24 protein-coding genes are annotated in these 22,540 nt (G+C 33.6%); 13 read left to right on the top strand and 11 right to left on the bottom strand.

The genetic code is table 11. The features are described 5' to 3' along the window. Positions 1-28 precede the first annotated feature (28 nt). From ACXGSQ_RS07345 to ACXGSQ_RS07320, 6 genes are all read left to right on the top strand, one after another. On the top strand, positions 29-811 hold the full coding sequence (locus tag ACXGSQ_RS07345) for an SDR family oxidoreductase (protein WP_458628966.1): 783 nt from the start codon (positions 29-31) through the stop codon (positions 809-811). A gap of 28 nt (positions 812-839) precedes the next feature. Then, on the top strand, positions 840-1,373 hold the full coding sequence (locus ACXGSQ_RS07340) for a 3-hydroxyanthranilate 3,4-dioxygenase (RefSeq protein ID WP_458628965.1): 534 nt from the start codon (positions 840-842) through the stop codon (positions 1,371-1,373). A gap of 75 nt (positions 1,374-1,448) precedes the next feature. Further along, on the top strand, positions 1,449-2,534 hold the full coding sequence (locus ACXGSQ_RS07335; protein ID WP_458628964.1) for an amidohydrolase family protein: 1,086 nt from the start codon (positions 1,449-1,451) through the stop codon (positions 2,532-2,534). A gap of 41 nt (positions 2,535-2,575) precedes the next feature. After that, the gene (locus ACXGSQ_RS07330) at positions 2,576-3,217 is read left to right on the top strand and encodes an O-methyltransferase (protein WP_458628963.1); all 642 of its coding nucleotides are present in this window, start codon (positions 2,576-2,578) and stop codon (positions 3,215-3,217) included. 10 nt (positions 3,218-3,227) lie between these two features. Continuing rightward, positions 3,228-4,007, top strand: coding sequence for a HipA family kinase (locus tag ACXGSQ_RS07325; protein WP_458628962.1), 780 nt, complete (start codon positions 3,228-3,230; stop codon positions 4,005-4,007). After that, positions 3,997-4,389: a DUF3037 domain-containing protein gene (locus ACXGSQ_RS07320; protein WP_458628961.1), complete on the top strand. Its 393-nt coding sequence runs from the start codon at positions 3,997-3,999 to the stop codon at positions 4,387-4,389. The genes ACXGSQ_RS07325 and ACXGSQ_RS07320 overlap by 11 nt, the downstream gene beginning before the upstream one ends. A 74-nt stretch (positions 4,390-4,463) precedes the next feature. On the opposite strand, the gene ACXGSQ_RS07315 is transcribed toward ACXGSQ_RS07320, so the two are convergent. From ACXGSQ_RS07315 to ACXGSQ_RS07290, 6 genes are all read right to left on the bottom strand, one after another. Continuing rightward, a complete protein-coding gene (locus ACXGSQ_RS07315) occupies positions 4,464-5,966 on the bottom strand; it encodes a S8 family peptidase (protein WP_458628960.1) in 1,503 nt (500 codons plus the stop codon). A gap of 116 nt (positions 5,967-6,082) precedes the next feature. Next, positions 6,083-6,373 carry a Sec-independent protein translocase subunit TatA/TatB gene (locus ACXGSQ_RS07310; RefSeq protein WP_458628959.1) on the bottom strand — a complete coding sequence of 97 codons (291 nt, stop codon included), beginning with the start codon at positions 6,371-6,373 and terminating at the stop codon, positions 6,083-6,085. 101 nt (positions 6,374-6,474) lie between these two features. Beyond that, the gene (locus ACXGSQ_RS07305; RefSeq protein ID WP_458628958.1) at positions 6,475-8,772 is read right to left on the bottom strand and encodes a M1 family metallopeptidase; all 2,298 of its coding nucleotides are present in this window, start codon (positions 8,770-8,772) and stop codon (positions 6,475-6,477) included. A 64-nt stretch (positions 8,773-8,836) separates the two neighbouring features. Next, positions 8,837-9,343 (bottom strand): DUF6702 family protein, encoded by a 507-nt coding sequence (locus ACXGSQ_RS07300; RefSeq protein WP_458628957.1) that lies wholly within the window; start codon positions 9,341-9,343, stop codon positions 8,837-8,839. A 47-nt stretch (positions 9,344-9,390) separates the two neighbouring features. Then, positions 9,391-10,188: a carboxypeptidase-like regulatory domain-containing protein gene (locus ACXGSQ_RS07295; protein WP_458628956.1), complete on the bottom strand. Its 798-nt coding sequence runs from the start codon at positions 10,186-10,188 to the stop codon at positions 9,391-9,393. After that, entirely contained in the window at positions 10,175-10,993 is an 819-nt protein-coding gene (locus ACXGSQ_RS07290; RefSeq protein WP_458628955.1) for a carboxypeptidase-like regulatory domain-containing protein, read from the bottom strand. Before ACXGSQ_RS07290 ends, ACXGSQ_RS07295 begins: the two co-directional genes overlap by 14 nt. Positions 10,994-11,225: 232 nt before the next feature. On the opposite strand from ACXGSQ_RS07290, the gene pepE reads away from it, so the two are divergent. After that, complete coding sequence (gene pepE / locus ACXGSQ_RS07285) at positions 11,226-11,933, top strand: dipeptidase PepE (protein ID WP_458628954.1); 708 nt, start codon at positions 11,226-11,228, stop codon at positions 11,931-11,933. Positions 11,934-12,046: 113 nt separating this feature from the next. On the opposite strand, the gene ACXGSQ_RS07280 is transcribed toward pepE, so the two are convergent. Further along, complete coding sequence (locus ACXGSQ_RS07280) at positions 12,047-12,442, bottom strand: ankyrin repeat domain-containing protein (RefSeq protein ID WP_458628953.1); 396 nt, start codon at positions 12,440-12,442, stop codon at positions 12,047-12,049. Positions 12,443-12,704: 262 nt separating this feature from the next. Here ACXGSQ_RS07280 and gpmI point away from each other — a divergent pair, with 262 nt between their 5' ends. Both gpmI and ACXGSQ_RS07270 read left to right on the top strand, forming a co-directional pair. After that, positions 12,705-14,222, top strand: coding sequence for a 2,3-bisphosphoglycerate-independent phosphoglycerate mutase (gene gpmI / locus ACXGSQ_RS07275; RefSeq protein WP_458628952.1), 1,518 nt, complete (start codon positions 12,705-12,707; stop codon positions 14,220-14,222). 48 nt (positions 14,223-14,270) lie between these two features. Beyond that, positions 14,271-14,669 (top strand): BT0820 family HAD-type phosphatase, encoded by a 399-nt coding sequence (locus ACXGSQ_RS07270; RefSeq protein ID WP_458628951.1) that lies wholly within the window; start codon positions 14,271-14,273, stop codon positions 14,667-14,669. Between the two features lie 10 nt (positions 14,670-14,679). On the opposite strand, the gene ACXGSQ_RS07265 is transcribed toward ACXGSQ_RS07270, so the two are convergent. Further along, on the bottom strand, positions 14,680-15,948 hold the full coding sequence (locus tag ACXGSQ_RS07265) for an acetyl-CoA hydrolase/transferase family protein (protein ID WP_458628950.1): 1,269 nt from the start codon (positions 15,946-15,948) through the stop codon (positions 14,680-14,682). Positions 15,949-16,073: 125 nt separating this feature from the next. Between ACXGSQ_RS07265 and map the strand changes: the two genes are divergently transcribed. Genes map through ACXGSQ_RS07245 form a run of 4 tightly spaced genes read left to right on the top strand, consistent with a single transcriptional unit; the run spans position 16,074 to position 18,834 of the window. Then, positions 16,074-16,892 carry a type I methionyl aminopeptidase gene (gene map, locus ACXGSQ_RS07260; RefSeq protein ID WP_458628949.1) on the top strand — a complete coding sequence of 273 codons (819 nt, stop codon included), beginning with the start codon at positions 16,074-16,076 and terminating at the stop codon, positions 16,890-16,892. A 12-nt stretch (positions 16,893-16,904) separates the two neighbouring features. Then, positions 16,905-17,684 (top strand): DUF3050 domain-containing protein, encoded by a 780-nt coding sequence (locus tag ACXGSQ_RS07255; RefSeq protein WP_458628948.1) that lies wholly within the window; start codon positions 16,905-16,907, stop codon positions 17,682-17,684. A 5-nt stretch (positions 17,685-17,689) separates the two neighbouring features. After that, positions 17,690-18,454, top strand: coding sequence for a class I SAM-dependent methyltransferase (locus ACXGSQ_RS07250; RefSeq protein ID WP_458628947.1), 765 nt, complete (start codon positions 17,690-17,692; stop codon positions 18,452-18,454). 14 nt (positions 18,455-18,468) lie between these two features. Continuing rightward, positions 18,469-18,834, top strand: coding sequence for a DUF423 domain-containing protein (locus ACXGSQ_RS07245; RefSeq protein ID WP_458628946.1), 366 nt, complete (start codon positions 18,469-18,471; stop codon positions 18,832-18,834). A 209-nt stretch (positions 18,835-19,043) separates the two neighbouring features. Here ACXGSQ_RS07245 and ACXGSQ_RS07240 read toward each other — a convergent pair whose 3' ends face one another. The 3 genes from ACXGSQ_RS07240 to ACXGSQ_RS07230 form a co-directional block, all read right to left on the bottom strand. Continuing rightward, positions 19,044-20,042 (bottom strand): hypothetical protein, encoded by a 999-nt coding sequence (locus ACXGSQ_RS07240; protein ID WP_458628945.1) that lies wholly within the window; start codon positions 20,040-20,042, stop codon positions 19,044-19,046. A 168-nt stretch (positions 20,043-20,210) separates the two neighbouring features. Beyond that, positions 20,211-21,896 (bottom strand): T9SS type A sorting domain-containing protein, encoded by a 1,686-nt coding sequence (locus ACXGSQ_RS07235; protein ID WP_458628944.1) that lies wholly within the window; start codon positions 21,894-21,896, stop codon positions 20,211-20,213. Next, positions 21,856-22,407 (bottom strand): LamG-like jellyroll fold domain-containing protein, encoded by a 552-nt coding sequence (locus tag ACXGSQ_RS07230; RefSeq protein ID WP_458628943.1) that lies wholly within the window; start codon positions 22,405-22,407, stop codon positions 21,856-21,858. Before ACXGSQ_RS07230 ends, ACXGSQ_RS07235 begins: the two co-directional genes overlap by 41 nt. Positions 22,408-22,540 lie beyond the last annotated feature (133 nt).

Genomic DNA, 22,540 nt, shown 5'->3' with positions numbered 1-22,540 from the left:
ACAGATTCCCACTTTCGTGGGAAATATTATGGATTTACAATTAAACAACAAATACGCATTAGTTTGCGGAAGCACAGCAGGAATAGGAAAAGCAACAGCACTAGCTTTAGCGGCAGAAGGTGTTCAAATAACTCTAATTGCTAGAAACGAAGACAAGTTAAAAGCTACATTAGCCGAATTACCGCAACAAAGACCGCACGATTATATTGTCGCTGATTTTTCAAACCCTATCGAATTGAAAGCCAAAGTTTCAGACTATGTTTCTAAACATCATGGGTTTCATGTTTTAGTTAATAATACAGGAGGTCCAAAAGGAGGTCCTGTTTTTTCAGCAGAGGTAGACGAATTTGAATCCGCTTTTACCCAACATTTAAAATGTAATCATGTCTTAGTTCAAACGGTTGTTCCGTTTATGAAAAGTGAAGGTTATGGTCGTATTATAAACGTGATTTCAACCTCTGTAAAACAACCTTTAGATGGTTTAGGTGTTAGTAACACCATTCGTGGTGCAGTGGCTAACTGGAGTAAAACCTTAGCCAATGAACTAGGGCAATTTGGGATTACAGTGAATAACGTTTTACCTGGCGCTACAGGAACAGAACGTTTAGCTGAAATCATAAAAAACAAATCAGCAAAAACCGGAAATACAGAAGAAGAAGCGGCCAATGCTATGAAAAGTGCTGTACCAGCCAAACGTTTCGCAAAACCCGAAGAATTGGCTGATGCTATTACCTTTTTAGCAAGTGAACGCGCTGCTTATATTAACGGAATTAATCTTCCTGTTGATGGCGGACGAACAAAATCTTTGTAACTTTATAGAGAATAAAAAAACAAAAATCATGAGTAAAATATATCCTCCCATTAATTTCAAAGCATGGATAGATGAAAATCGTCATTTACTAAAACCACCTGTTGGTAACAAAGTGGTATGGAAAGATGGTGATTTTATTGTGATGGTTGTTGGTGGACCTAACAGCAGAAAGGACTACCATTATAATGAAACACCAGAGTTTTTCCATCAAATTGAAGGAGATATGGTGCTTAAAATCATTGAAGATGGTAAACCTAAAGACATTCCTATTAGAGAAGGTGAAATATTTCTTTTACCACCAAAAGTTCCACATTCTCCGCAACGTGGAGCTAATACGGTTGGTTTGGTTATTGAATATCCAAGAGACAAAGGTGTTCAAGATGCATTACTTTGGTTCTGTGAAAATTGTACCACAAAACTATATGAAGAAGATTTTACCGTAGAAAATATTGAGACAGATATGCCTAAGATTTTTGATAACTATTACAGTGACAAAAATAAACGTAGCTGTCCAAACTGCGGAGAAGTGATGGAGCCTCCTAAAAAAGTACAGATAGACTAAAAGTGCTTTTAATTTCCCTAAAAAGAAATATTAACCCCTAACCAAAAAAGATTCTTCCCTTCTCGGGATATAACTATGGAAAAACGTAAACTTAGAATAAACGGCCACTCACATTTACTTCCTTATCCAGAGGAAATACCTCAGTTTATGCAAGACAAAGGTATTTTTTGGGTAGATAAAGACCGAAAATTCATGCTTCAAAAAGATTGGAACCGTCCAATTACAGATTCTAGTTTTTTCTTAAATGAAAAATTAGCATGGATGGAACGTTTTAATATTGACCATGCTGTTGTTTTAAACCTATCGCAACTTTATGGAAATGGGCTTCGTGTTGAGGAGATGAAACAAGCCTTACGTTTTCAGAACGATTTTAATGCTAAAATCCAACATAATCACCCAAGTAAATTTACCTGTGGGTTTGTTGTTCATCCAGGATTTGTTAGAGGAGCATGTTGGGAAATTGAACGTTGTGTTGAAGTTTTAGGTCTTCAACTTTTATGTTTACCAACCCATTATATGGATACGATTGGAACTTGGCGTTGTATTTTTGATGAGGAGAACGAACCTATTTTTGAGTTAGCGAATAAATATAATCTTGCCGTAGAAATTCATCCTTACGATGGTGAAAAATTTATTAAACTAGAAAATACCTCTTGGAGATTTCACTTAATTTGGATGTTAGCACAATGTGCTGATGCGTATCATTTCTTAACTTTAAATGGGTACCAAGACAAATATCCTAATATGCGAACATGCTTTGCACATGGAGGACAATTGGCACAAATCAACTTAGGGAGACGAATTCAAGGTTTTGATGGTCGTCCAGATTTATTTGAAGGCAAAAGCCACCCTAGAAAAGCCGTTGGTCATAAAAACATATTCTTTGATACACTCGTTCACGACACAGGCGGCCTAGAACTATTAATTAGGAATCAAGGCTCTAAACAAGTCTTAATGGGATTAGATGATCCTTATCCACTTGGCGAAATGGAAAGCGAAAAGCAGTCTTCTTACCCTGGAAAAATTATAGATTTAGCTATAGAGCGCGAGATAATTACAGAGACCGAAGGTGATGCCATTTGGGAAGACAATGTGATTCAATGGTTATGTGGAGATGATGAAGTTGCAAAACAGAAATTAGTCGATAGAATTTTATCCTAACAGTTTCCTAGATTTTATTCCTATAATTAAAATTATTTTGTATGCAATTGTTGCCTGAAAACATAGACAAATATGTAGTTGATCATTCTGAACAAGAACCTAAACTACTACAACAACTGACTAGAGAAACATATCAAAAAATATTACAACCCATTATGCTTAGTGGCCCTTATCAAGGTCGTGTATTAAGTATAATATCGAAGTTAATTAGACCTCAATCTATTTTAGAATTGGGGACTTTTACGGGTTATGCGACGCTATGTTTAGCTGAAGGACTTCAAAAAAACGGCAGCCTTCATACTATTGATATTAACGAAGAATTGGTTGATTTTCAACGGAAATATTTTGACAAATCCGATTACGGTAAACAAATCATTCAACATACAGGTAATGCATTAGATATCATTCCAGAATTAGATCAAACCTTTGATTTAGTTTTTATCGATGCTGATAAACCCAACTACAGTAATTATTTCCATTTAATCATCGATAAGTTGAATCCTGGTGGTATTATACTTTCAGATAATGTATTATGGCATGGAAAAGTAGTTGAACCCGTTGGAGATAAAGATATTTCAACAAAATCTATTTTAGATTATAACCAACTTTTAAAGTCTGACAAGAGAATAGAAACCGTTATATTGCCTATTAGAGATGGTTTAACTATTAGTAGAAAATTATAATCTACCAGACATGAATAAAATTGATATTAGAACAGTAGATGTTGTTAAATACATCACTCCGTTAAGAGAAGGCGGATCACTTCCGGCTATTGTAGAAGCTAGTGATGGTTTTCTTTATGTTCTAAAATTTAGAGGAGCTGGTCAAGGCGCAAAAGCATTAATTGCAGAATTTATTGGTGGAGAATTAGCACGAGCCATTGGTTTAAAAGTTCCGGAATTAGTCTTTATGAACTTAGATGATTCCTTTAGTAAAACGGAACCCGATGAAGAAATACAAGATTTACTTAAATTTAGTGTTGGCCTAAACTTAGGTCTGCACTACTTAAGTAGCTCTATAACATTTGACCCTTTAGTATCAGTGGCTGATGCCTTAACGTCTTCTAAAATTGTACTTTTAGACAGCATCATTAGTAACATAGACCGAACCGTAAAAAACACGAATCTACTAAATTGGAATAACGAATTATGGGTTATAGACAATGGCGCAAGTTTCTATTTTCATCATAATTGGGACACATGGAAAAATCATCTTACTAGAACGTTTCCACTTATTAAGAATCATGTGCTTTTAGAACGGGCATCACTTTTAAGCGAAGCCTCTAAAACTATTATTAAAGCACTTAATGAAAGTACCATTGAAGATATTATCTACAAAATACCTGAAGATTGGCTGATAAATGAGTCTGATTCCTTTACGCCAGACCAAATGCGAAAAGCCTATATTGAATACCTAAATTCAAGACTTTTAAAAATTGACACCTTAGTAAAAGAAGCTGAAGATGCAAGATAAAGTTACTTTTGAATATGCCATTATTAGATTGGTCCCTAAAGTTGAGCGTGAAGAGTTTTTCAACATTGGAGTCATTTTATTCTCTAAACGAAAGAAATTTCTAGGAGTTAAATTTAAAGTCGACGAAAATAAGTTAAATGCCTTTTCATGCGAATTAGATTTAGACGCCATAAATAGTTATTTAAAATCTTGGGAATTAATTTCTAAAGGAGATGCCTCTGGCGGAGCCATTGCTCAGTTTGAATTGTCAGATAGATTTAGATGGTTAGCTGCCTCACGCAGTACGGTTATTCAAAGTTCTAAGACGCATTCTGGTCTAACAGACAATCCAGAACTTGAATTACAATCTATTTTTGAAAAACATGTTTTAGTTGTAGATTAACATCACGGTTTATATATAAAAAAAAGCCTCATTATAAACTAATGAGGCTTTTCCTTTTTGTAATTCACTTCAGATTATTGCACGGCTTGTAAAGCATTAATATTACCATAACCAAAACTACTGTTTTTATTTGGATAAAATTCTGCTGATTGTTTTAATCTATTCAGAACCTGTGTGCGACTCCAACTTGGATATCTCGACCAAATTAAAGCGGCTATACCAGCTGTAGTTGCTGTTGCAACAGAAGACCCACCTGTGTAACGTCGCTGACCATCATAAAATCCTAATACCGGAGGAGCTTTACTTGTATTATTATCCCCTTCCATTACAATAGTGAAGTCTATTTTATTACCGCTATGACAGGTATCACAACGTTCATAATTACTTCCATCGTTTACACCTGTAACAGCAACAGTTTCACTCATAGTTGCTGGGAATATCACCCCAAAGCCATTCGTAAAACTCGTCGATGTTCCACCAGCCGCAAAAATTAACTTTCCTTTACTGTAAGCGTACTTTACGGCATCTTTAATATTACCAATAGACCACACATATCCTATGGACATAGAAATAATTTTTACATCACTTCGATTACCTAAATCTTTTAAAGCCTGAGAAACACCTTTTCGTTCATGATAATCGTTTAATAATACATCTTCGGTCGCTCTGTAAGCTACCAAATTAGCGTTATAAGCTACACCAACAGGCATACCGTTATCATTTCTTGGAGACGCCATGGTAGAGCCCATTGCTGTGCCGTGACCACATTTATCGTGAGGACCATCATAATTACTAGACCACCACCAATTTGAATCGATAAACGTCCCATATTTCTGAACAAAACGTCCTGAAGAATAGCCATCATTAAATCCTGCCGAATTTAAAAGCGCTTGTGATTTTGAAACACCAGTATCAATCAGTCCGATGGTAACGCCAGCTCCAGTAGACAAATTCCAGGCACTTGGTATATTGTGTTCATTAAAATGCCAAGACACCTGTGCGTTATTAGGCGCCATTGTAGAGTAATGCGATGCATTAATAGAGGCTCCACTTGTATCACATCCTGAACTTGATTTTTCCTGAATACTCTCAGTATATTGATTATAGCCATTTGGCTCTAAATATCTAATATAGCCACTTTCTCTTAAAGCTATAATAGTTTCAAGTTTAGTAACTTCAACATCGAAAACTGTTAAAACATCATCGACTTTAAGCTTAAAGTCTTCTTTAGAAACATTTTCTTCATTACGTATTGTAGCAATTAAACTATTTTTTTTCTTTTCAAGATCTTCATCTTTTTTCTCACTAAAACTCTGACCTTCTTCACCGTAACCAACCGTTAAAACATTTTGTCCATGCGTTAAGGCACTCCATAAAAAATGAGCATTTTCCTTATTCCAGTCAAAATCTCCAGTGGTTCGAATGCTTTCGCTAATTCGTTGATTAATTTGCTCTACAGTTAAAGGGTTTTCGGGAAATTGAACGGCTTCTGATTCGGTTTCAAGAACAGTATCTTTAGAACAAGATACTATGGTAATCGCTATTAGAAGCACTACCAAAGTGTACATTTTTTTCATGTCGTAATATTTAGACGGTTATTAACTCTCTAAATATATTAAATAAAACGCACTAATTAACACTTACATTTATGATTATTACAAAAAACGAAGTGATTTATTAAGAAATACACAATTTACTTATTACGTTTTAATGACCCCGTAAAGTCTTCAAGCTCATCTTTTACTTTGTTAAGTTCCTCTGCTACACTTTTAGCAACATCGGTATCAATGATGTTGTTTTCCTGAGCGGTTTTAGTCACTTCTTGCTTTATGTCATTAGTCGCATCCTTTAATTGACGCATACCTTTACCCAAGCCACGTGCTATTTCAGGCAGTTTATCAGCGCCAAACACTAATACTACGATTAATAGTATTACCATTATTTCGGCACCTCCAATAAATAATAATGTTAGTTGATGTATCACAGTGCAAATATAAAGTGAGTTTGTGGATTATACCACTTCAAATTAAAAATAAAAAAAGCCAACTAAAAAATAGTTGGCTTAAATTTATAATTTAGGTCTTATTAATTCTTAACCTTTTCTTTAAACTTATCAAAATCGCTTTCTTTAACTTCTTTAGGCCAAGAATTATTAGTTGTATCAACATCTGCTGTTTCTAAATCTGGATCGACTTGAATAGATACAATTTCTTTATCGCTAGCTATAGTTTTTTTAAATTCTTTATCGTTCAATCTCCAAATTTGAGCAGGATAGGTTTCTCTAGCCGTCGTTCCATCGGCATAGGTAAATTCTACAATTAGTGGCATCACCAATCCGCCGGGCTTTTCAAAAGTAATTTGATAAAAATATTTAGGAGCTGTTTTCATTGCCTTCTGTTCTTCTGGGGTAAAGTTATCCATAATGTATTCTTTTACCGTAGGCAAATCTTCTATAGAGGCATTTGTTTTAATGGCATCTTCATACCCTTCAGTCCCTTCTTCAATAAAATACACTAAGCTTTTAGGATCTCTATTGTAACGTTCAGCTAATCGTTTTCCATTTTCATTTGGAGTACCCGTTACCGCAAAACGTTTGACTTCTTTTATTCCAATATCAGTATAATCTGTTGTATAGAACCAACCTCTCCAAAACCAATCTAAATCTATAGCAGACGCATCTTCCATTGTACGGAAGAAATCTTCTGGAGTTGGATGTTTAAACATCCAACGATTGGCATATTCTTTAAATGAATAATCAAATAGCTCACGTCCCATTACCGTTTCTCTTAAAATATTTAAGGCTGTAGCTGGTTTACTGTAAGCATTATTTCCAAATTGGTAGGTATTTAAACCTTTGGTCATTATTGGGGCTATAAAGTCTTGATCACCTCCCATATATCTCACAATATTTTTAGCAGGGCCTCGTCGTGATGGGAATGCTTTATCATTAGGTGATAATGCTTCAGGATACCATTCTCCAAAATCTTGTTCTGCAACATATTGCGTGAATGTATTTAAACCTTCATCCATCCAAGTCCATTGACGCTCATCACTATTTACAATCATTGGAAACCAGTTATGCCCAACCTCGTGAATAATAACTCCAATCATTCCATATTTTGTTCTATCTGAATAATTTCCTTCTTTATCTGGACGACCAAAATTAAAACAGATCATTGGGTATTCCATTCCCATAGGTGTATTTACAGAAATCGCCTTGTGATAAGGATAATCAAAGGTCATACGTGAATACGTTCTTAATGTACTTGCAACAGCTTTGGTAGACCATTGCTCCCATAATGGGTTTCCTTCTTTAGGATAAAGCGAAACCGCCATAACCTCCTTTTCTCCTAGTTTTACTGCCATCATATCCCATAGGAATTTACGAGAGGTTGCAAAACCAAAGTCACGAACCATTTTAGCTGAAAGTTTCCATGTTTTTTTATCTTTACTCTTAGTTTTCTCTGCTTTTCTAGCTTCAGCTTCTGTTACAATCATCACAGGCTTGTCATAAGATTTCTGTGCTTTCTTATAACGCTTCATCATGTCTTTTGTGAAAACTTCCTCTCGATTAACTAACACCCCTGTTCCATCTAAAATATGATCTGCAGGTACTGTAATATTCACGTCAAAATTTCCAAATGGTAAAGCAAACTCATCGCGTCCCCAAAACTGAGAATTTTGCCACCCTTCTACATCATTATAGACAGCCATGCGAGGGTAAAACTGAGCTATAGTATATAGCTTGTTGTCATCTTCCTCAAAATATTCATATCCTGAACGCCCTCCATCTACAAGGTGGTTATTAATATTGTACCACCACTTTATTTCAAAAGAAAATTTATCTCCCGTTTTCATTGTGTAGGGCAATTCTACACGCATCATAGTGCGGTTTATTGTATGTGGCAAATCTTTACCTTGAACATCTCTAACATACTCTATATTAAACCCTCCATCAAAAGACGGTTTTAAATACGTTTTTACAGCGTTTGAAGACGATGCTGCTGGCGCAATACCAGACTCTCTAATTAATGGAGTTTTAGAATCTTTAGATCGCATATTTTGATCTAACTGAACCCATAAATAGTTTAATTCATCTGGTGAATTATTAGTATAAGTGATGGTTTCATTCCCATACAGTCTTGCGTTTACATCATCGATTTCAATATCCATTTTGTAATCTGCTTGCTGCTGATAATAAGCCGGTCCTGGTGCACCAGAACCTGTTCGGAATGCGTTTGGAGTAGAAAACTCATCATACAACTGTTTGAATTTGTTCTGGTTAGTATGACCTTGTTGGCGTTCTGGTTTTACATCATTTTGAGCATATGTGCTAAATGATGTAAATAACAAAGCGCATAAAACATATTTAAAAATTTTCATAAAAAGTTTTTGTTATTAAAAAATGATGCCTAAAGTATGAATTTATGACGGCTTTAACTGTTTTTTATTCAAAATTTAACAAGCAAGTATCCTTCTCAGGAATCAACAAAAAACTTTTATTTTTTCCTAAAAGTTTTAATCGAACAATATTTTGCTGACCTGAAAACACATCGAATAAAACCTGATTGGTAAACTCTATAGATTTAATATCTGACACCTTTTCTATTTCTAAATAGCAGTATGTTATATCATCTTTATATTCCTTTCCTATAAATTTGAAATTGACGGCAGCATCATTAACTTTAATTTTTATTTTATCCGTTAAATACCGCTTCATATAAGTCTCTACCGATTCTAATTCGTCATCAATATCGAGTGTAATATTATCATCGTAACGTTTGCGCAAGACAGTTTCAAAATCATCGATATAAATCTGACTAATAATCTGAAGTGATTGTTGATCTTTTGCATATTCTACTTCTGTTACACTGACGTAATACTCGTGTGAATTAGAATTGAAAATTAAAAATGGAAGAATAAAAAAGAGACTTAAAAAATATTGTAGTTTCATGCTTTGTTTTTGGATGGTATTATACGTTTACAAAACGCATTCCAAAGTTAGTCTTTAGTTACCGATTTTCTATTTTCTTGATATACTTTTAGCTTTACTTTTAAAAATTCTAGCATTGTAAGATCATCATTCTTATTGCAAATTGCTAGAAACTCATCGTCTTCTTGACAAAACAGAAAATACTCTGCACGACGATTTTCAGCTAAAGAATCATTTTCAAAAATATAATTTTCATAGTTATTTTTCATGTGCTCTATACATGCACTACGATCGTCTAGTTCTACAATCGCTTTTAGTTTTTTTGTTCGTCCACTAATAGTATTTAAGACTTTAAATAAATTAACACTAAACCCGAAACCCACACTGCCCCATGATCCACCATCTGCATCGTACAATTTTCTTTCATTTTGGGTTAACGGTTTTCCTTTATAGCCAGGAATACCCAAATCGTAAAAATTAATCTCAGGTTTGGTTTTTAAATTTTCAAGATCGGATTCTAAGCTTCCTGTTAAAATTTTACCGACAATAACTTCATTTAACGCGTTAACGCTCTCAGTTAATTGGACCGTTAGTTTCCCTAAATCCATCATTGCTTTTGAAATAACAACCTCTTGTGTTTGATATTTCACTCCAGAAATCACCAAAGTGTCTTGCGCTTTAGCAGGAATAACAAAACTCCCATCTTCATTTGAAATGGTATATTTTGCTGCTGTTTTATTTTGAACATGAAGTCCTTCAACCTCATCATTAGCAAGCAATTCTCCTTTTAAATCGTTTCGTTGTGCGTTAACAAAACACACACTTAAAAGGGCCGTAACGATATAAAGAATTCTATTTTTTTTCACTAGTATCTTTTAAAAACGCTTTACTTAACTGAGAAATACGTTCTAAAAGTTGCATTTCCTTGTTTTTTTCAAATAAGCTCTCATCTATCCCTTCCTTTTCCACATAATCAATAAATGACTCCACCTGATCTAAAGGTATTTCAAAATTACTGTGAATATAATTAACGCTATACGCATCTAAAGCTTTCTTAAAAGGTGTTTTTTCTAGTAAAATCTCTTTCTTGGTTTTCGATTTCAATTTATTTAAATCAACCACTTGTTTAATTAAAAATCCTGCAACATTAACCATATCAATCATATTTCCTACGTGCGGATTGTATTCATTGAATGCTAAATTATCGGCTTTAGTCTTATAATCTGCCGAGAACTCAAAATCTTCAATATTATTTAAACCAAAATAAACAGCATCTAAACTTACGTTATAGGTTCTAACGTTTTCTAAATCTGCTGCCAAATTTCCCGTTAGGTCAAATGGCAGTAACACCACTTCGTCTAATTTATTAACTTCTTCAACAAGGATAACTGTTAATCGTTTTGACATAAGTACTTTGTCGGTAATGGTGACCGTAAAATCCTTAAATTGAAGTGCGCCAAACTCTACAACATCATTAAGTGCTACTTTTATTTCAAAATTCCCATCTGCATCCGTATAGGTTCCTTTATTAGAAGACGAGTTAAAAACAGCAACACCTTCTTTATCATCAGAAGACACTACAATTCGACCATTTACTGTAATTCTTTCAACCTCCTGACTAAAGCCTGTTAACGTAGCAATTCCAAATAATAAGAGTAGTAATTTTTTCATGTGATTATATCTGTTTTTCTAAAATTATTGGAAGCTGTTTATTGTAAATCATTCTCTTAATTGAAAACAATTTTAACATGCCTTTTTCCTAATTTTAATTCTTGTAATAAATTTCGGTTATATTCTTCAATTCTCATAGGAATTCGTATGTAAATGTTTGTTAAATGAGAAAATAGTACTTTTAAAAAAGATTAACTTTCTTTGTAAAACGGAACCACTAAAATATCACGATTTGAAATCAATTATAATTGCAAGTACTTCCACTATCCATGGTAGTGGTTATTTAGACTATTTATTAGACGAACTTCAGCTTCATTTTAAATCTGCAAATGAAATTTTATTTATTCCTTATGCTAGACCAGGAGGTATTTCGCATGATGACTACACAAAAACGGCATCTAAAGCATTTCATAAAATAGGAAAAACGGTAAAGGGTATTCACGAATTTGAAAATGCAGAAAACGCCATTAAAAATGCAGAAGGTATTTTTGTTGGTGGAGGGAATACTTTTGTTTTAGTGTCACAACTCTATAAAAACAAAGCATTACTACCTATAAAGGAAGCTGTTAAAAACGGAACACCTTATTTAGGTACCAGTGCAGGAAGTAATATTTGTGGCTTAACAATGCATACCACTAACGATATGCCAATTGTATATCCTCCTAGTTTTAAAACCTTAGGTTTAGTACCTTTCAATATTAATCCGCATTACCTAGATCCTATTGAAGGCAGTACACATATGGGGGAAACCAGAGAAACCAGAATTAAAGAGTTTCATGCGTATAATAATCAACCTGTTATAGGTATTCGTGAAGGAAGTTGGATTGCCGTTAAAGGCAACAAAATAACACTACAAGGTACACTAGATGCTAGAATATTTGAATGTAAAAAACCTCCCTATGAAATAGCGACTACTTCTGATTTAAGTTTTTTAAAATAGACTATATTGTTTTTAACCGTCCATCTTAAATTATAACTCAACCATCCTATAAACAAAAAAGCGTCCTAGAGACGCTTTTTTTTTGACTAACTAACTCAAATAATTGCCTACTCCTAGACATCTTTATTTTTAAAACGCTTAAGAAACATTTCGGCTTCTTTAGCCTTAGATTTTTGTGCGTGATTTAATGCCGTATAACCCATATCACATGATTCATGAATTTTAGAACCTGCAGTGATTAATACTTTAATAATTTCTACACGATTATACTTTGCTGCATAGTGAATTGGCATCATACCATTAGACTTTGCATTGACGTCTGCACCAGATTTTATAAGCTTGTTCATTTCTTCTAAATTACCTGTTGCAACGGCCTTACATAAAGGACTTACTTCAACGGTTGTAACAATGATGTCATTAACTTCTGAAGTTAAAATGGCATTGGATGCATTTAAATTTGAAATTGAGAAGCCTAATGCTAAGGCTAATACTACTACTGATTTTTTCATGATGAAAGGTTTTAAATTTAATTGATTGTTTTTTGATTACACTAAATAGACGCCACAACCACTGAAGTGTTACACAAAAATTATTTTATAACATATTTTTAACATTTTGAAAATAAACATATTAGCATTATTACAATTCCTAATCCATACTTTATCAATGCATTAAAAAACCTTAAAACAACGTTAATGCTTCAATTTTTTTTAGCCTAGCGATTTATAGTCGAGTTGTATGTGTTATCTTTGATACTCAAAACAATTACAAATGAACAAGAAGGTTATTTTAATGATTTTAGATGGTTGGGGAAAATCTCCTGATCCTAAAGTTTCAGCTATAGACAACGCACAAACACCATTTATAGATTCGCTTTATACGAAATATCCAAATGCAAGCTTAAGAACCGACGGTCTCCACGTAGGTTTACCTGAAGGACAGATGGGAAATAGCGAAGTTGGACATATGAATTTAGGTGCAGGACGAATTGTATACCAAGATTTAGTAAAAATTAACCTTGCTGTAGAAAACAATACACTTCGTGAAGAACCGGTTTTAAAATCGGCTTTTGAATATGCTAAAATCAATAATAAAAATGTTCATTTATTAGGTTTGGTCAGTGACGGTGGAGTACATTCTCATATTAATCATCTTTATGGCTTATTAAATGCCACTAATGATTATGGTCTAGAGAACGTTTTTGTACATGCCTTTACAGATGGTAGAGATGTAGACCCAAAATCTGGATTAAGTTTTATTTCTAAATTAGAAGATCATCTCGATAAAACTTCAGGACAATTAGCAACAGTAACTGGTCGCTATTATGCCATGGACAGAGATAAACGTTGGGAACGTGTAAAAATTGTTTATGATGCATTGGTAAATGCAGAAGGAGAAAAAACCAATGATGTCTTAAAATCGATTCAAAATAATTACGACAACGATATTACAGACGAATTTATAAAACCATTAATTGTAACTGATCATAATAACCAACCTATAGCTAAAATTAAAGAGGATGATGTTGTTATCTTTTTTAACTTTAGAACGGATCGCGGACGACAATTAACAGAGGCATTAACTCAAAGAGATTTCCATGAGTACAATATGCACAAAATGAATCTGTATTACGTGACTATCACCAATTACGATAACTCGTTTAAAGGCATTAATGTTGTTTTTAATAAAGATAATCTAACAGACACCTTAGGTGAAGTCTTAGAAAAACATCAAAAAAAACAAATTAGAATTGCTGAAACTGAGAAGTATCCTCATGTAACGTTCTTCTTTTCTGGTGGGCAAGAAAAACCATTTGAAGGTGAAACCCGAATTTTAAGAAACTCACCCAAAGTCGCTACTTACGATTTAAAACCAGAAATGAGTGTTTATGAATTAACAGACGCTTTAGTTCCGGAACTTAAAAAAGGAGACGTTGATTTTGTATGCCTAAATTTCGCTAATGGAGATATGGTAGGTCACACAGGAGTGATGCAAGCAGCAATTGAAGCTTGTGAACATGTAGATAAATGCGTTAAAGAAGTTATAACTACAGCATTAGAAAACGATTATACCACCATTTTAATTGCCGATCATGGTAACTGTGAAACCATGATAAATCCTGATGGCTCACCAAATACAGCTCACACCACTAACCCTGTTCCTGTTATATTAATAGACAAGGATTTAAAGACTATTAAAGATGGAGTTTTAGGCGATATTGCACCAACTATTTTAAAGTTAATTGGCATACCACAACCAAAAGCAATGACAAGAGAAAGCCTTGTGTAATTTTCTTATTGTTGTAACTTTGCCTTAGACCCAGATACTATAAATAGCATGAATTTTCAAAATAGATTAATAATTGCCGTAGACTTTGATGGTACCATTGTAGAGGATGCTTATCCTAAAATTGGTAAAACACGAATTTTTGCTTTTGAAACTTTAAAAAGACTTCAAGAAGATGGTCATCGGTTAATTTTATGGACCTATAGATGTGGTGCTAAATTACAAGAAGCTGTTGATTTTTGTAAAGAAAATGGTATTGATTTTTATGCTGTAAACGCGAGTTTTCCAGAAGAAAAATACGATTACAGTAGAAGTCGTAAAATCCATGCCGACCTATTTATAGACGATAGAAATATAGGTGGCATTCTAGGCTGGGGGGAAGTATACCAATTGATCACCAACGAAGAACCAAAAATTACAGCTCCACCAAAAAAATGGTGGAAGCTGTAAATACTGCTAGTTACTTTATCATATCAAAATAAGCCCTATCGATACTTTCTCTGTGATCTGGATGTGAAATATTGACTAAAGCCTTTACTCTTTCTTTTATCGTTTTTCCGTATAAATTAGCAATACCATACTCTGTAACCACGTAATGTACGTGAGCTCTCGTAGTTACAACACCTGCACCAGGTTTTAATGTTGGTACAATTCTACTAATCCCATTTTTAGTCACTGACGGCAGTGCAATAATAGCCTTACCCCCTTGACTTAATGATGCTCCTCGTATAAAATCCATTTGCCCACCAACACCAGAATACATATTAGCCCCAATAGAATCTGCACAAACTTGACCAGTAACATCGACTTCTATCGCTGAATTTATAGCTACCATCTTTGGGTTTTGCTTAATATACGCTGCGTTATTGGTATAATTTGAAGCCCGCATTTCTACAAACGGGTTATCATCTACGTAATCATATAAGCGCTTAGAACCTATTAAAAATGTCGCCAACGAACGTCCGCGATTAATCTTTTTATAATTTCCATTTATGACGTCATTCAATATTAAATCAATAACACCATCTGAAAACATTTCGGTATGTAACCCTAAGTCTTTATGATTTGTTAAGCGTGTTAATACGGCATTAGGAATAGAACCAATCCCCATTTGCAATGTACTTCGATCTTCTATTAAACTAGCAACATAATCTCCAATCTTACTTTCAATAGGATTAGGCTCTGCCATATGATGTACAGGAAGCGCTTCATCTGACTCAACAAAATAATCAATTTCAGTCATATGAATAATTCCTGCTCCATGCGTTCTTGGCATTTGCGGATTCACCTGTGCAATTACACATTTCGCATTATCTATTGCTGCTAAAGAGGCTTCTACAGAAACCCCTAATGAGCAATACCCATGACGATCTGGAACGGAAACTTGAATTAAAACAACATCAAGTTCTAAAATACGTTGTTGAAAAAGTCGAGGCAATTCACTTAAAAAAACAGGGGTGTAAGAGCCATTTCCTGCTTTTAAGGTATGTCTTACATTTTTTCCAATAAAAAAAGAGTTAACGTGAAAGCTATCTTTTAACTTTGGATCGGCATAAGGCGCTTCACCTTCGGTATGTAAATGACACACTTCAACATTTCTTAATTCCTCATGTCTTGCTGACAAGGCATTAACAAGCACCTGTGGAGCTGCTGCGGCTGCCTGAATATATACACGATCATTAGATTTAACAACTTTTAAAGCTTCTTCTGCGGTAACGGTTTTATACATGGCTATTTAATTTTATAATGCAAACATATAATAGAAAATTTATTTAGAAACTGTTATTTATCATGTTTTAGAAATATTATAAAATTGTTATAATTACCTATCTTTACACCCAATTAATTTGAATCATGATTATAGTAAAAACAGCTGAAGAAATTGAATTAATGCGCAAAAGCGCACTTATCGTATCTAAAACCTTAGGGATGTTAGCCTCTGAAGTAAAAGAAGGGGTTACCACCAATCATTTAGATACTATTGCAGAAGAATTTATAAGGGACCAAGGTGCTCTACCTGGTTTTAAAGGACTTTACGATTGTCCTTCAACTTTATTATGTAGTGTTAATGAAGCTGTAGTACATGGTTTACCAACAGATATTCCACTAAAAGATGGCGATATTGTTTCGATAGATTGCGGTTCTATTTTGAATGGCTTTTATGGAGACCACGCTTATACGTTTGAAATTGGAAATGTTGCAGAAGAGACGAAGAAATTAATTCAGATTACTAAAGAGTCACTTTATAAAGGTATTGAACAATTAAAAATTGGCAATCGCGTTGGTGATGTTGGTTTTGCTATTCAACAATACACAGAAGCCGAAGGTTATGGTGTTGTTAGAGAATTGGTTGGTCATGGTTTAGGTCGAAAAATGCATGAAGACCCTGAAATGCCCAACTACGGAAAACGCGGTCGTGGTAAAAAGTTTATCGAAGGTATGGTTGTTGCCATTGAACCAATGATAAATTTAGGAACGCATAAAGTCAAACAATTGAGTGACGGTTGGACGATTGTTACTCAAGACGGAAAACCAAGTGTGCATTTTGAACACGATGTTGCCATTGTTGACGGGAAACCTGAAATTTTATCAACGTTTGGATATGTCTATGAAGCTTTAGGAATTACTTCTGATGAAGAGGATGCTTTTAGACAAAAGGCTTTAGTGCTTTAAATTATAATTATTATGAGCATTGAATACTTAGAAAAAGAATTAACCGGTTTAAGATCTGAACTCAATAATCATAAACTATATAGTGCTTTAACTTCTATTGAAGCTGTAAAAACATTTATGGAGCAACACGTGTTTGCTGTTTGGGATTTTATGTCTTTACTAAAAGCACTTCAAAATCATCTAACAAACACATCAGTGCCATGGAGCCCTGTTCAAAATCCATCGACAGCGCGTTTTATTAATGAAATAGTACTTGGAGAAGAAAGCGACATCAATGAATTAGGTGAACCTAAAAGTCATTATGAAATGTATATAGATGCGATGCACCAAATTAATGCAAGCACCACACAAATCGAGAATTTTGTCTATCATATTCAAAATGGTTTTTCTATAAAAAACACCGTTAGTAAAGTTGAATTAAGTAAAGAAACTTTAAATTTTATTGACTTTACATTCCAAGTGATTGCAACAGAAAAACCTCATAAAATTGCTTCGGCTTTTACTTTTGGGCGTGAAGATGTTATTCCTGATATGTTTTTTCAAATTATAAATCAGTCTAAAACTAGTGACAATACCTATAGTAAATTAACTTATTATTTTAAACGTCATATTGAACTAGATGGAGATGAGCATGGTCCACTTTCTTTAAAAATGATTGAAGAATTATGTGGTAATGATGAACAAAAATGGAATGAAGTTTTAGCGGTTGCTAAAGCGGCTTTACAACATAGAATTACGCTTTGGGATGGTATATATAATTTAATTTCTTCTTCTGTAGAAGTTGATGCTTAGTTAATTTGAAGAAAATTTTTAAACTTATATTAAACACCATTCCAAGACCTTTATTAATAAGGCTTAGCTACATAGTACGACCAATTTTAGCTTTCTTTTTAAAAGGCAATACCTTCACAGATCCCATTGATGGTAAAAGTTTCAAAACCTTTTTACCTTATGGTTATGGTAATCAACGAAACAATGTATTATCACCATCAACCTTAAGTTTAGAACGTCACCGATTATTGTGGTTATATCTTAATAATGAAACAGATTTCTTTTCTGCTAAAAAAAGCGTCCTCCACTTCGCACCTGAACAATGTTTTTTAAAACGGTTTAAAGGTCTTAAAAACTTAAAATATACCACAACCGATTTATTATCACCTATTGCAGATGTCAAAGCCGATATTTGCGATTTGCCTTTTGAGGATAGCAGTTATGATATTATTCTCTGTAATCATGTTTTAGAGCATATTCCAGATGATACTAAAGCCATGCAAGAATTATATAGAGTTATGAAGCCTGGTGGTTATGGTATTTTTCAGATTCCACAAGATTTGAATCGTGAAGTGACTTTTGAAGATGATTCTATAACGGATAGAGATGAACGTGCTAAGATTTTTGGACAATATGATCACGTTAGGGTTTATGGTCGTGATTATTTTGATAAGTTGCGTTCTATTGGTTTTAAAGTTGAAGAAGTAGATTATACAGCTTCCCTTTCTAACGAAGACATTGAAAAATACTGCTTAGCTAAAGGTGAAATTATTCCTGTAGTTTATAAATAAAACAATTGACTTAAATGACGCAACATATTATCATTGCTACTGGTGCACTTTTTGGCATGTTAGCTGTAATTTTTGGTGCTTTTGGAGCCCATGCTTTAAAGAAAATTTTATCTACAGAGCAATTGCATAGTTTTGAAGTTGGCGTAAAATATCAAATGTATCATGCTATTGTATTATTAGCTTTAGGTCTAAGCGCTACCAATGTGACCTCAGCAACGTATTGGTGTTTCACCATTGGTATTATACTATTCTCTTTTAGTATTTACGGTTTGATTTTATCGGATGCCAAAGGAAAAAAGCTTCGATTTTTAGGACCTGTGACTCCAATAGGTGGATTATTATTAGTTGCAGGTTGGTTTTTGGTGTTGATTAATGCTTAGTAACACTAGAGTGATTGCATCAAAACAATTATAAAAAAGAAAAGTTGAACTAAAATTAATTAGTCCAACTTTCTTAAATTGATTAATAGCACTTTTTAATCTTTTTTCAAATTGTTTATTTAACTCATCTGTTTGTTTTACAGATTATAATTAATGTTGTTAGCCACCATATCATTACTACAAAAGCGGAATAGTTTTATTTGTATTATCTATTCTACGGTAACAGCATTACCACAAGCAGTATTAGCGGTATAACATTGAATTCCTGAGCCTTTTTTACTAAAACTATAAGAGTAATCTTGGTCACACTCCAATTTTGTAGAACCGTTATCCCATACTTCAGTTCCCGAAAATGTTCTATCATCCCCTTTTCGAAATACATAAATAGTTCTACCAGTTTCATTGTTAATAGTTACTTGTTCACCATCCCTACGTTTATGGAAAGCCATCGTTTTTTTATACTCAGGTGTTGCTTTAATAGAGTCGTTATATTTTTTTATATCTGCGTCTCCTCGTTCTCTAGCAGCTATGATGTTTTTATCTCCCTTTAATTCAGCAGAGGTTCTGGCATCTTGTTTTGCTTTCATAGCTACTAAGTAATCCGTAATGTTTTTACGTAAATCTTTTATCTTGATTCCGCCATTACTATTAGCAACACCGGTTGCCTTAGTTTTTAATGCCATTATTCTTTCTTTAAACGACATTTTCTTCTTTTTTGGTTTTTCTACCTTTTCTGCTTCTGCTTCTTTTGATGGTGTCGCTGCTCCTTTTTTTATGTATATTTTGTCAATGCCTTCAAAAGACGTACCATCTTCTGAGATACCAGAAAGCAAGAGTACATAGTCACCCATAGATACAAATCCATTTTTTAGATATTTATGTTTTAATATAGATTCGTATGGGTATCCAGAGGCCAAATAATAATTATCAGTGGCATCATACCTGTGTTGTACACTTCCTTTATTAACCCCCTCACTTTCAATAACAGCTTCTATTTTATACCCTTCTCCAGTAGCTAGATATTCTGTTTGAAATGTAACAAGAAAACGCTTTTTGGTTACTGTATACACCCCATCTCCTTTTGCATCATAAACTGACCAATATTCTTGATATTGCTCTGTGGTAGAAATGTTATTAAATAAACTGTTTTGTGCTTGTGTTAAGGCTGCTGTTAACACTAATGCAATGGATACTATTATTTTTTTCATAATTGGTTATTTATATTTTACTTGTGCAAATATCTTATAGAATTAGACTTAAATATGTGGTAACTTTCTGAAACCCCTTTTTCAACTTCTAAAACAAAAAAAATCCCGTAAGCACTACACTTACGAGATTTCTTATCCCCTTACTCCCTAAAACATATCACTAAAACATTATTGTTTGATAAATCTTTTGGTTGAAACGTTTCCGTTTTCGTCTTCAATTTTAATTAAAAACACACCGTTTGATAATCCTGAAATATTCATATTTTTATTTTGAGTGCTTAATACTTCTTTTCCTAAAACGGAATAAATCGTGGCTTGCTTAAAGTCTTGAGTCATTTCTATATTTAAAACTGACGCTGCTGGGTTTGGGTATAATTTCACCTGGTTTTCTGCAATAGAAAAATCGTTAATCCCTAATGTAGAACCATATTCGTAAGCTCCCATATCTACAGTGGTCGTATAAACTCTTTGGTTTCCTAATAAATCCATGGCTCCAAAAATATAGGTATTATCTCCTGTATTTACGGCTGGCGAACTTGCTGTTAGGTTATAGTCTCCATTTGAAGTATTTACAAATAAAGGACTTGTAGTTACCGTATTAACTGAGTTAGTGATGCTGCCTTCTACAAAATTTAATGCATCTAAAGAATTATACACATTAAGTGATGTAATAGGGTTTTCCCAAAGGTCTGAAATTGCTCTTGTAAGTCCTGATTCACCTGTATTGTTCCAAAAGATACAGTTAGCAACATTAGCAACAATATTATTTGAAAATGTTCCGTTTTTAGCGATTGCTAAAGTTGCTCTAAAATTATCATCAGTCGCATACTCAGTTCCGCTATCTATATTATTCACATAGGTATTATTATAAATACTAATGTCTGCATCTGAATTAGCACCTGCTGATCTTAACCACATTGAGCTCCCAGAAACAGCTTTTAATGTACCACTTAAATCACTCGTTATATTATTTTCAAATACACTATTAGTAATACGAATATCTATATCTGTATTCTCTCTAATAATACTATACATACCTGAACCTCCACGAGACATATTATTTATAAACTGACATCTATCTAAAACTAAACTACCTCTTACGCTCGTTGCATTTCCTAAATTAAAATCTGCATAAATTCCTGCAGAAAAGTTTCTACTTACATTATCTTTTATAATACAATTTACAAGTGTTAAGTTATTAACTGCATCGTTTTTATAAATTGCACCTCCTATAGTTGTTCCATCAACATTAGTATGTGCATCACTAATTGTTAAGCCATCTAAAAGTAAATTTTCTCCTGTTGCTTGTATAGCTATAATTCTGTAACTATTATCACTATTTCTGGTTGTATTTGCATAATTATTTACAAAACCTGCAACATTTACGTCATTGCCTAGTAAATCCCCAGATAGTTTTGTTTCATTGGCTCCTAAAACCCTATCTTCAATTGAAGTTTCTGTACCTGCAAAACCTCCATATATACTTAAATTAGGATGTACAATCTGAAAATATGTAGAACGACTAGCAACTGCTGGTTTATAAGTACCTGAAGCTATCCAAATTTCATCATCACTACCTGCATTAACCAATGCTTGTTGCAAACCTACAAAGGCATTTGCCCAAGACGAACCATCACCAGAACCTGTTGCAGTATGATCTACGTAATAACGGCTAAGGTTACTTCCTGTATTTTCTGATTGATTATAAAGTGCAAAAACTTCGGAAGCAGAAAGGGCTCTACTAAAAATAGAAATATCATCTATAGAATCATAAAACTTAAGAGATGATATTGGTGTGATTTTAAACTGTGCACTAGAATTTATAAGAAGAAGTTGTACTAACCGCTGCACCATCTACATATAAATTAGAATAATAATAATAATATCCATTTAATTGGACTGTTAAAGTAATATTATGCCATTCACCATCATATATATCTGATCTAACGTCTGTAGTTGTTAGCACTGTTGTTCCTATTTCTATATGAATTTTTAAACGGTCACCATTCACGTTTTCTATATAAACGCCACTACCAGAACTATCGATAAGCTGAAGAATTCTTTGAGATGTACCATCAGGACCTCCACCTTTCATCCAGAAGCTAATAGTAAGGTTATTGGTTGCTGCTAAAGAACCACCCGAATACTCATCTCCATTTACTCTTATGGCGTTATTGTTGGTTCCATAATGATCTGTTTGTGAAATTGTTCCGCTACCGCTTGTTCTTACAAGATTTGCACCTGAAGATCCTAAATTTTGTAGTGATCCTCCTGTAAAATCATATCGTAGTTGGTAATCCCCTGGTACTTGAGCATACGTGATGCTGCTAATAAATAAAATAAGTAATAGTAATTTTGCTTTCATAATAAATTTGGTTTTAAGTATTGTTATGTCAGCAAATATCTATCATGATACCTCAACAAAATGGTGTGAATTTCTGAAATGCCGTTATCAACTTCTAAAACAAAAAAACTCGTAAGTATTACACTTACGAGAT

Source organism: Winogradskyella sp. PC D3.3 (genome assembly GCF_054366245.1).
The sequence above is the reverse complement of the archived record's forward strand: the minus strand, read 5'-3'. Positions and strand labels throughout refer to the sequence as shown.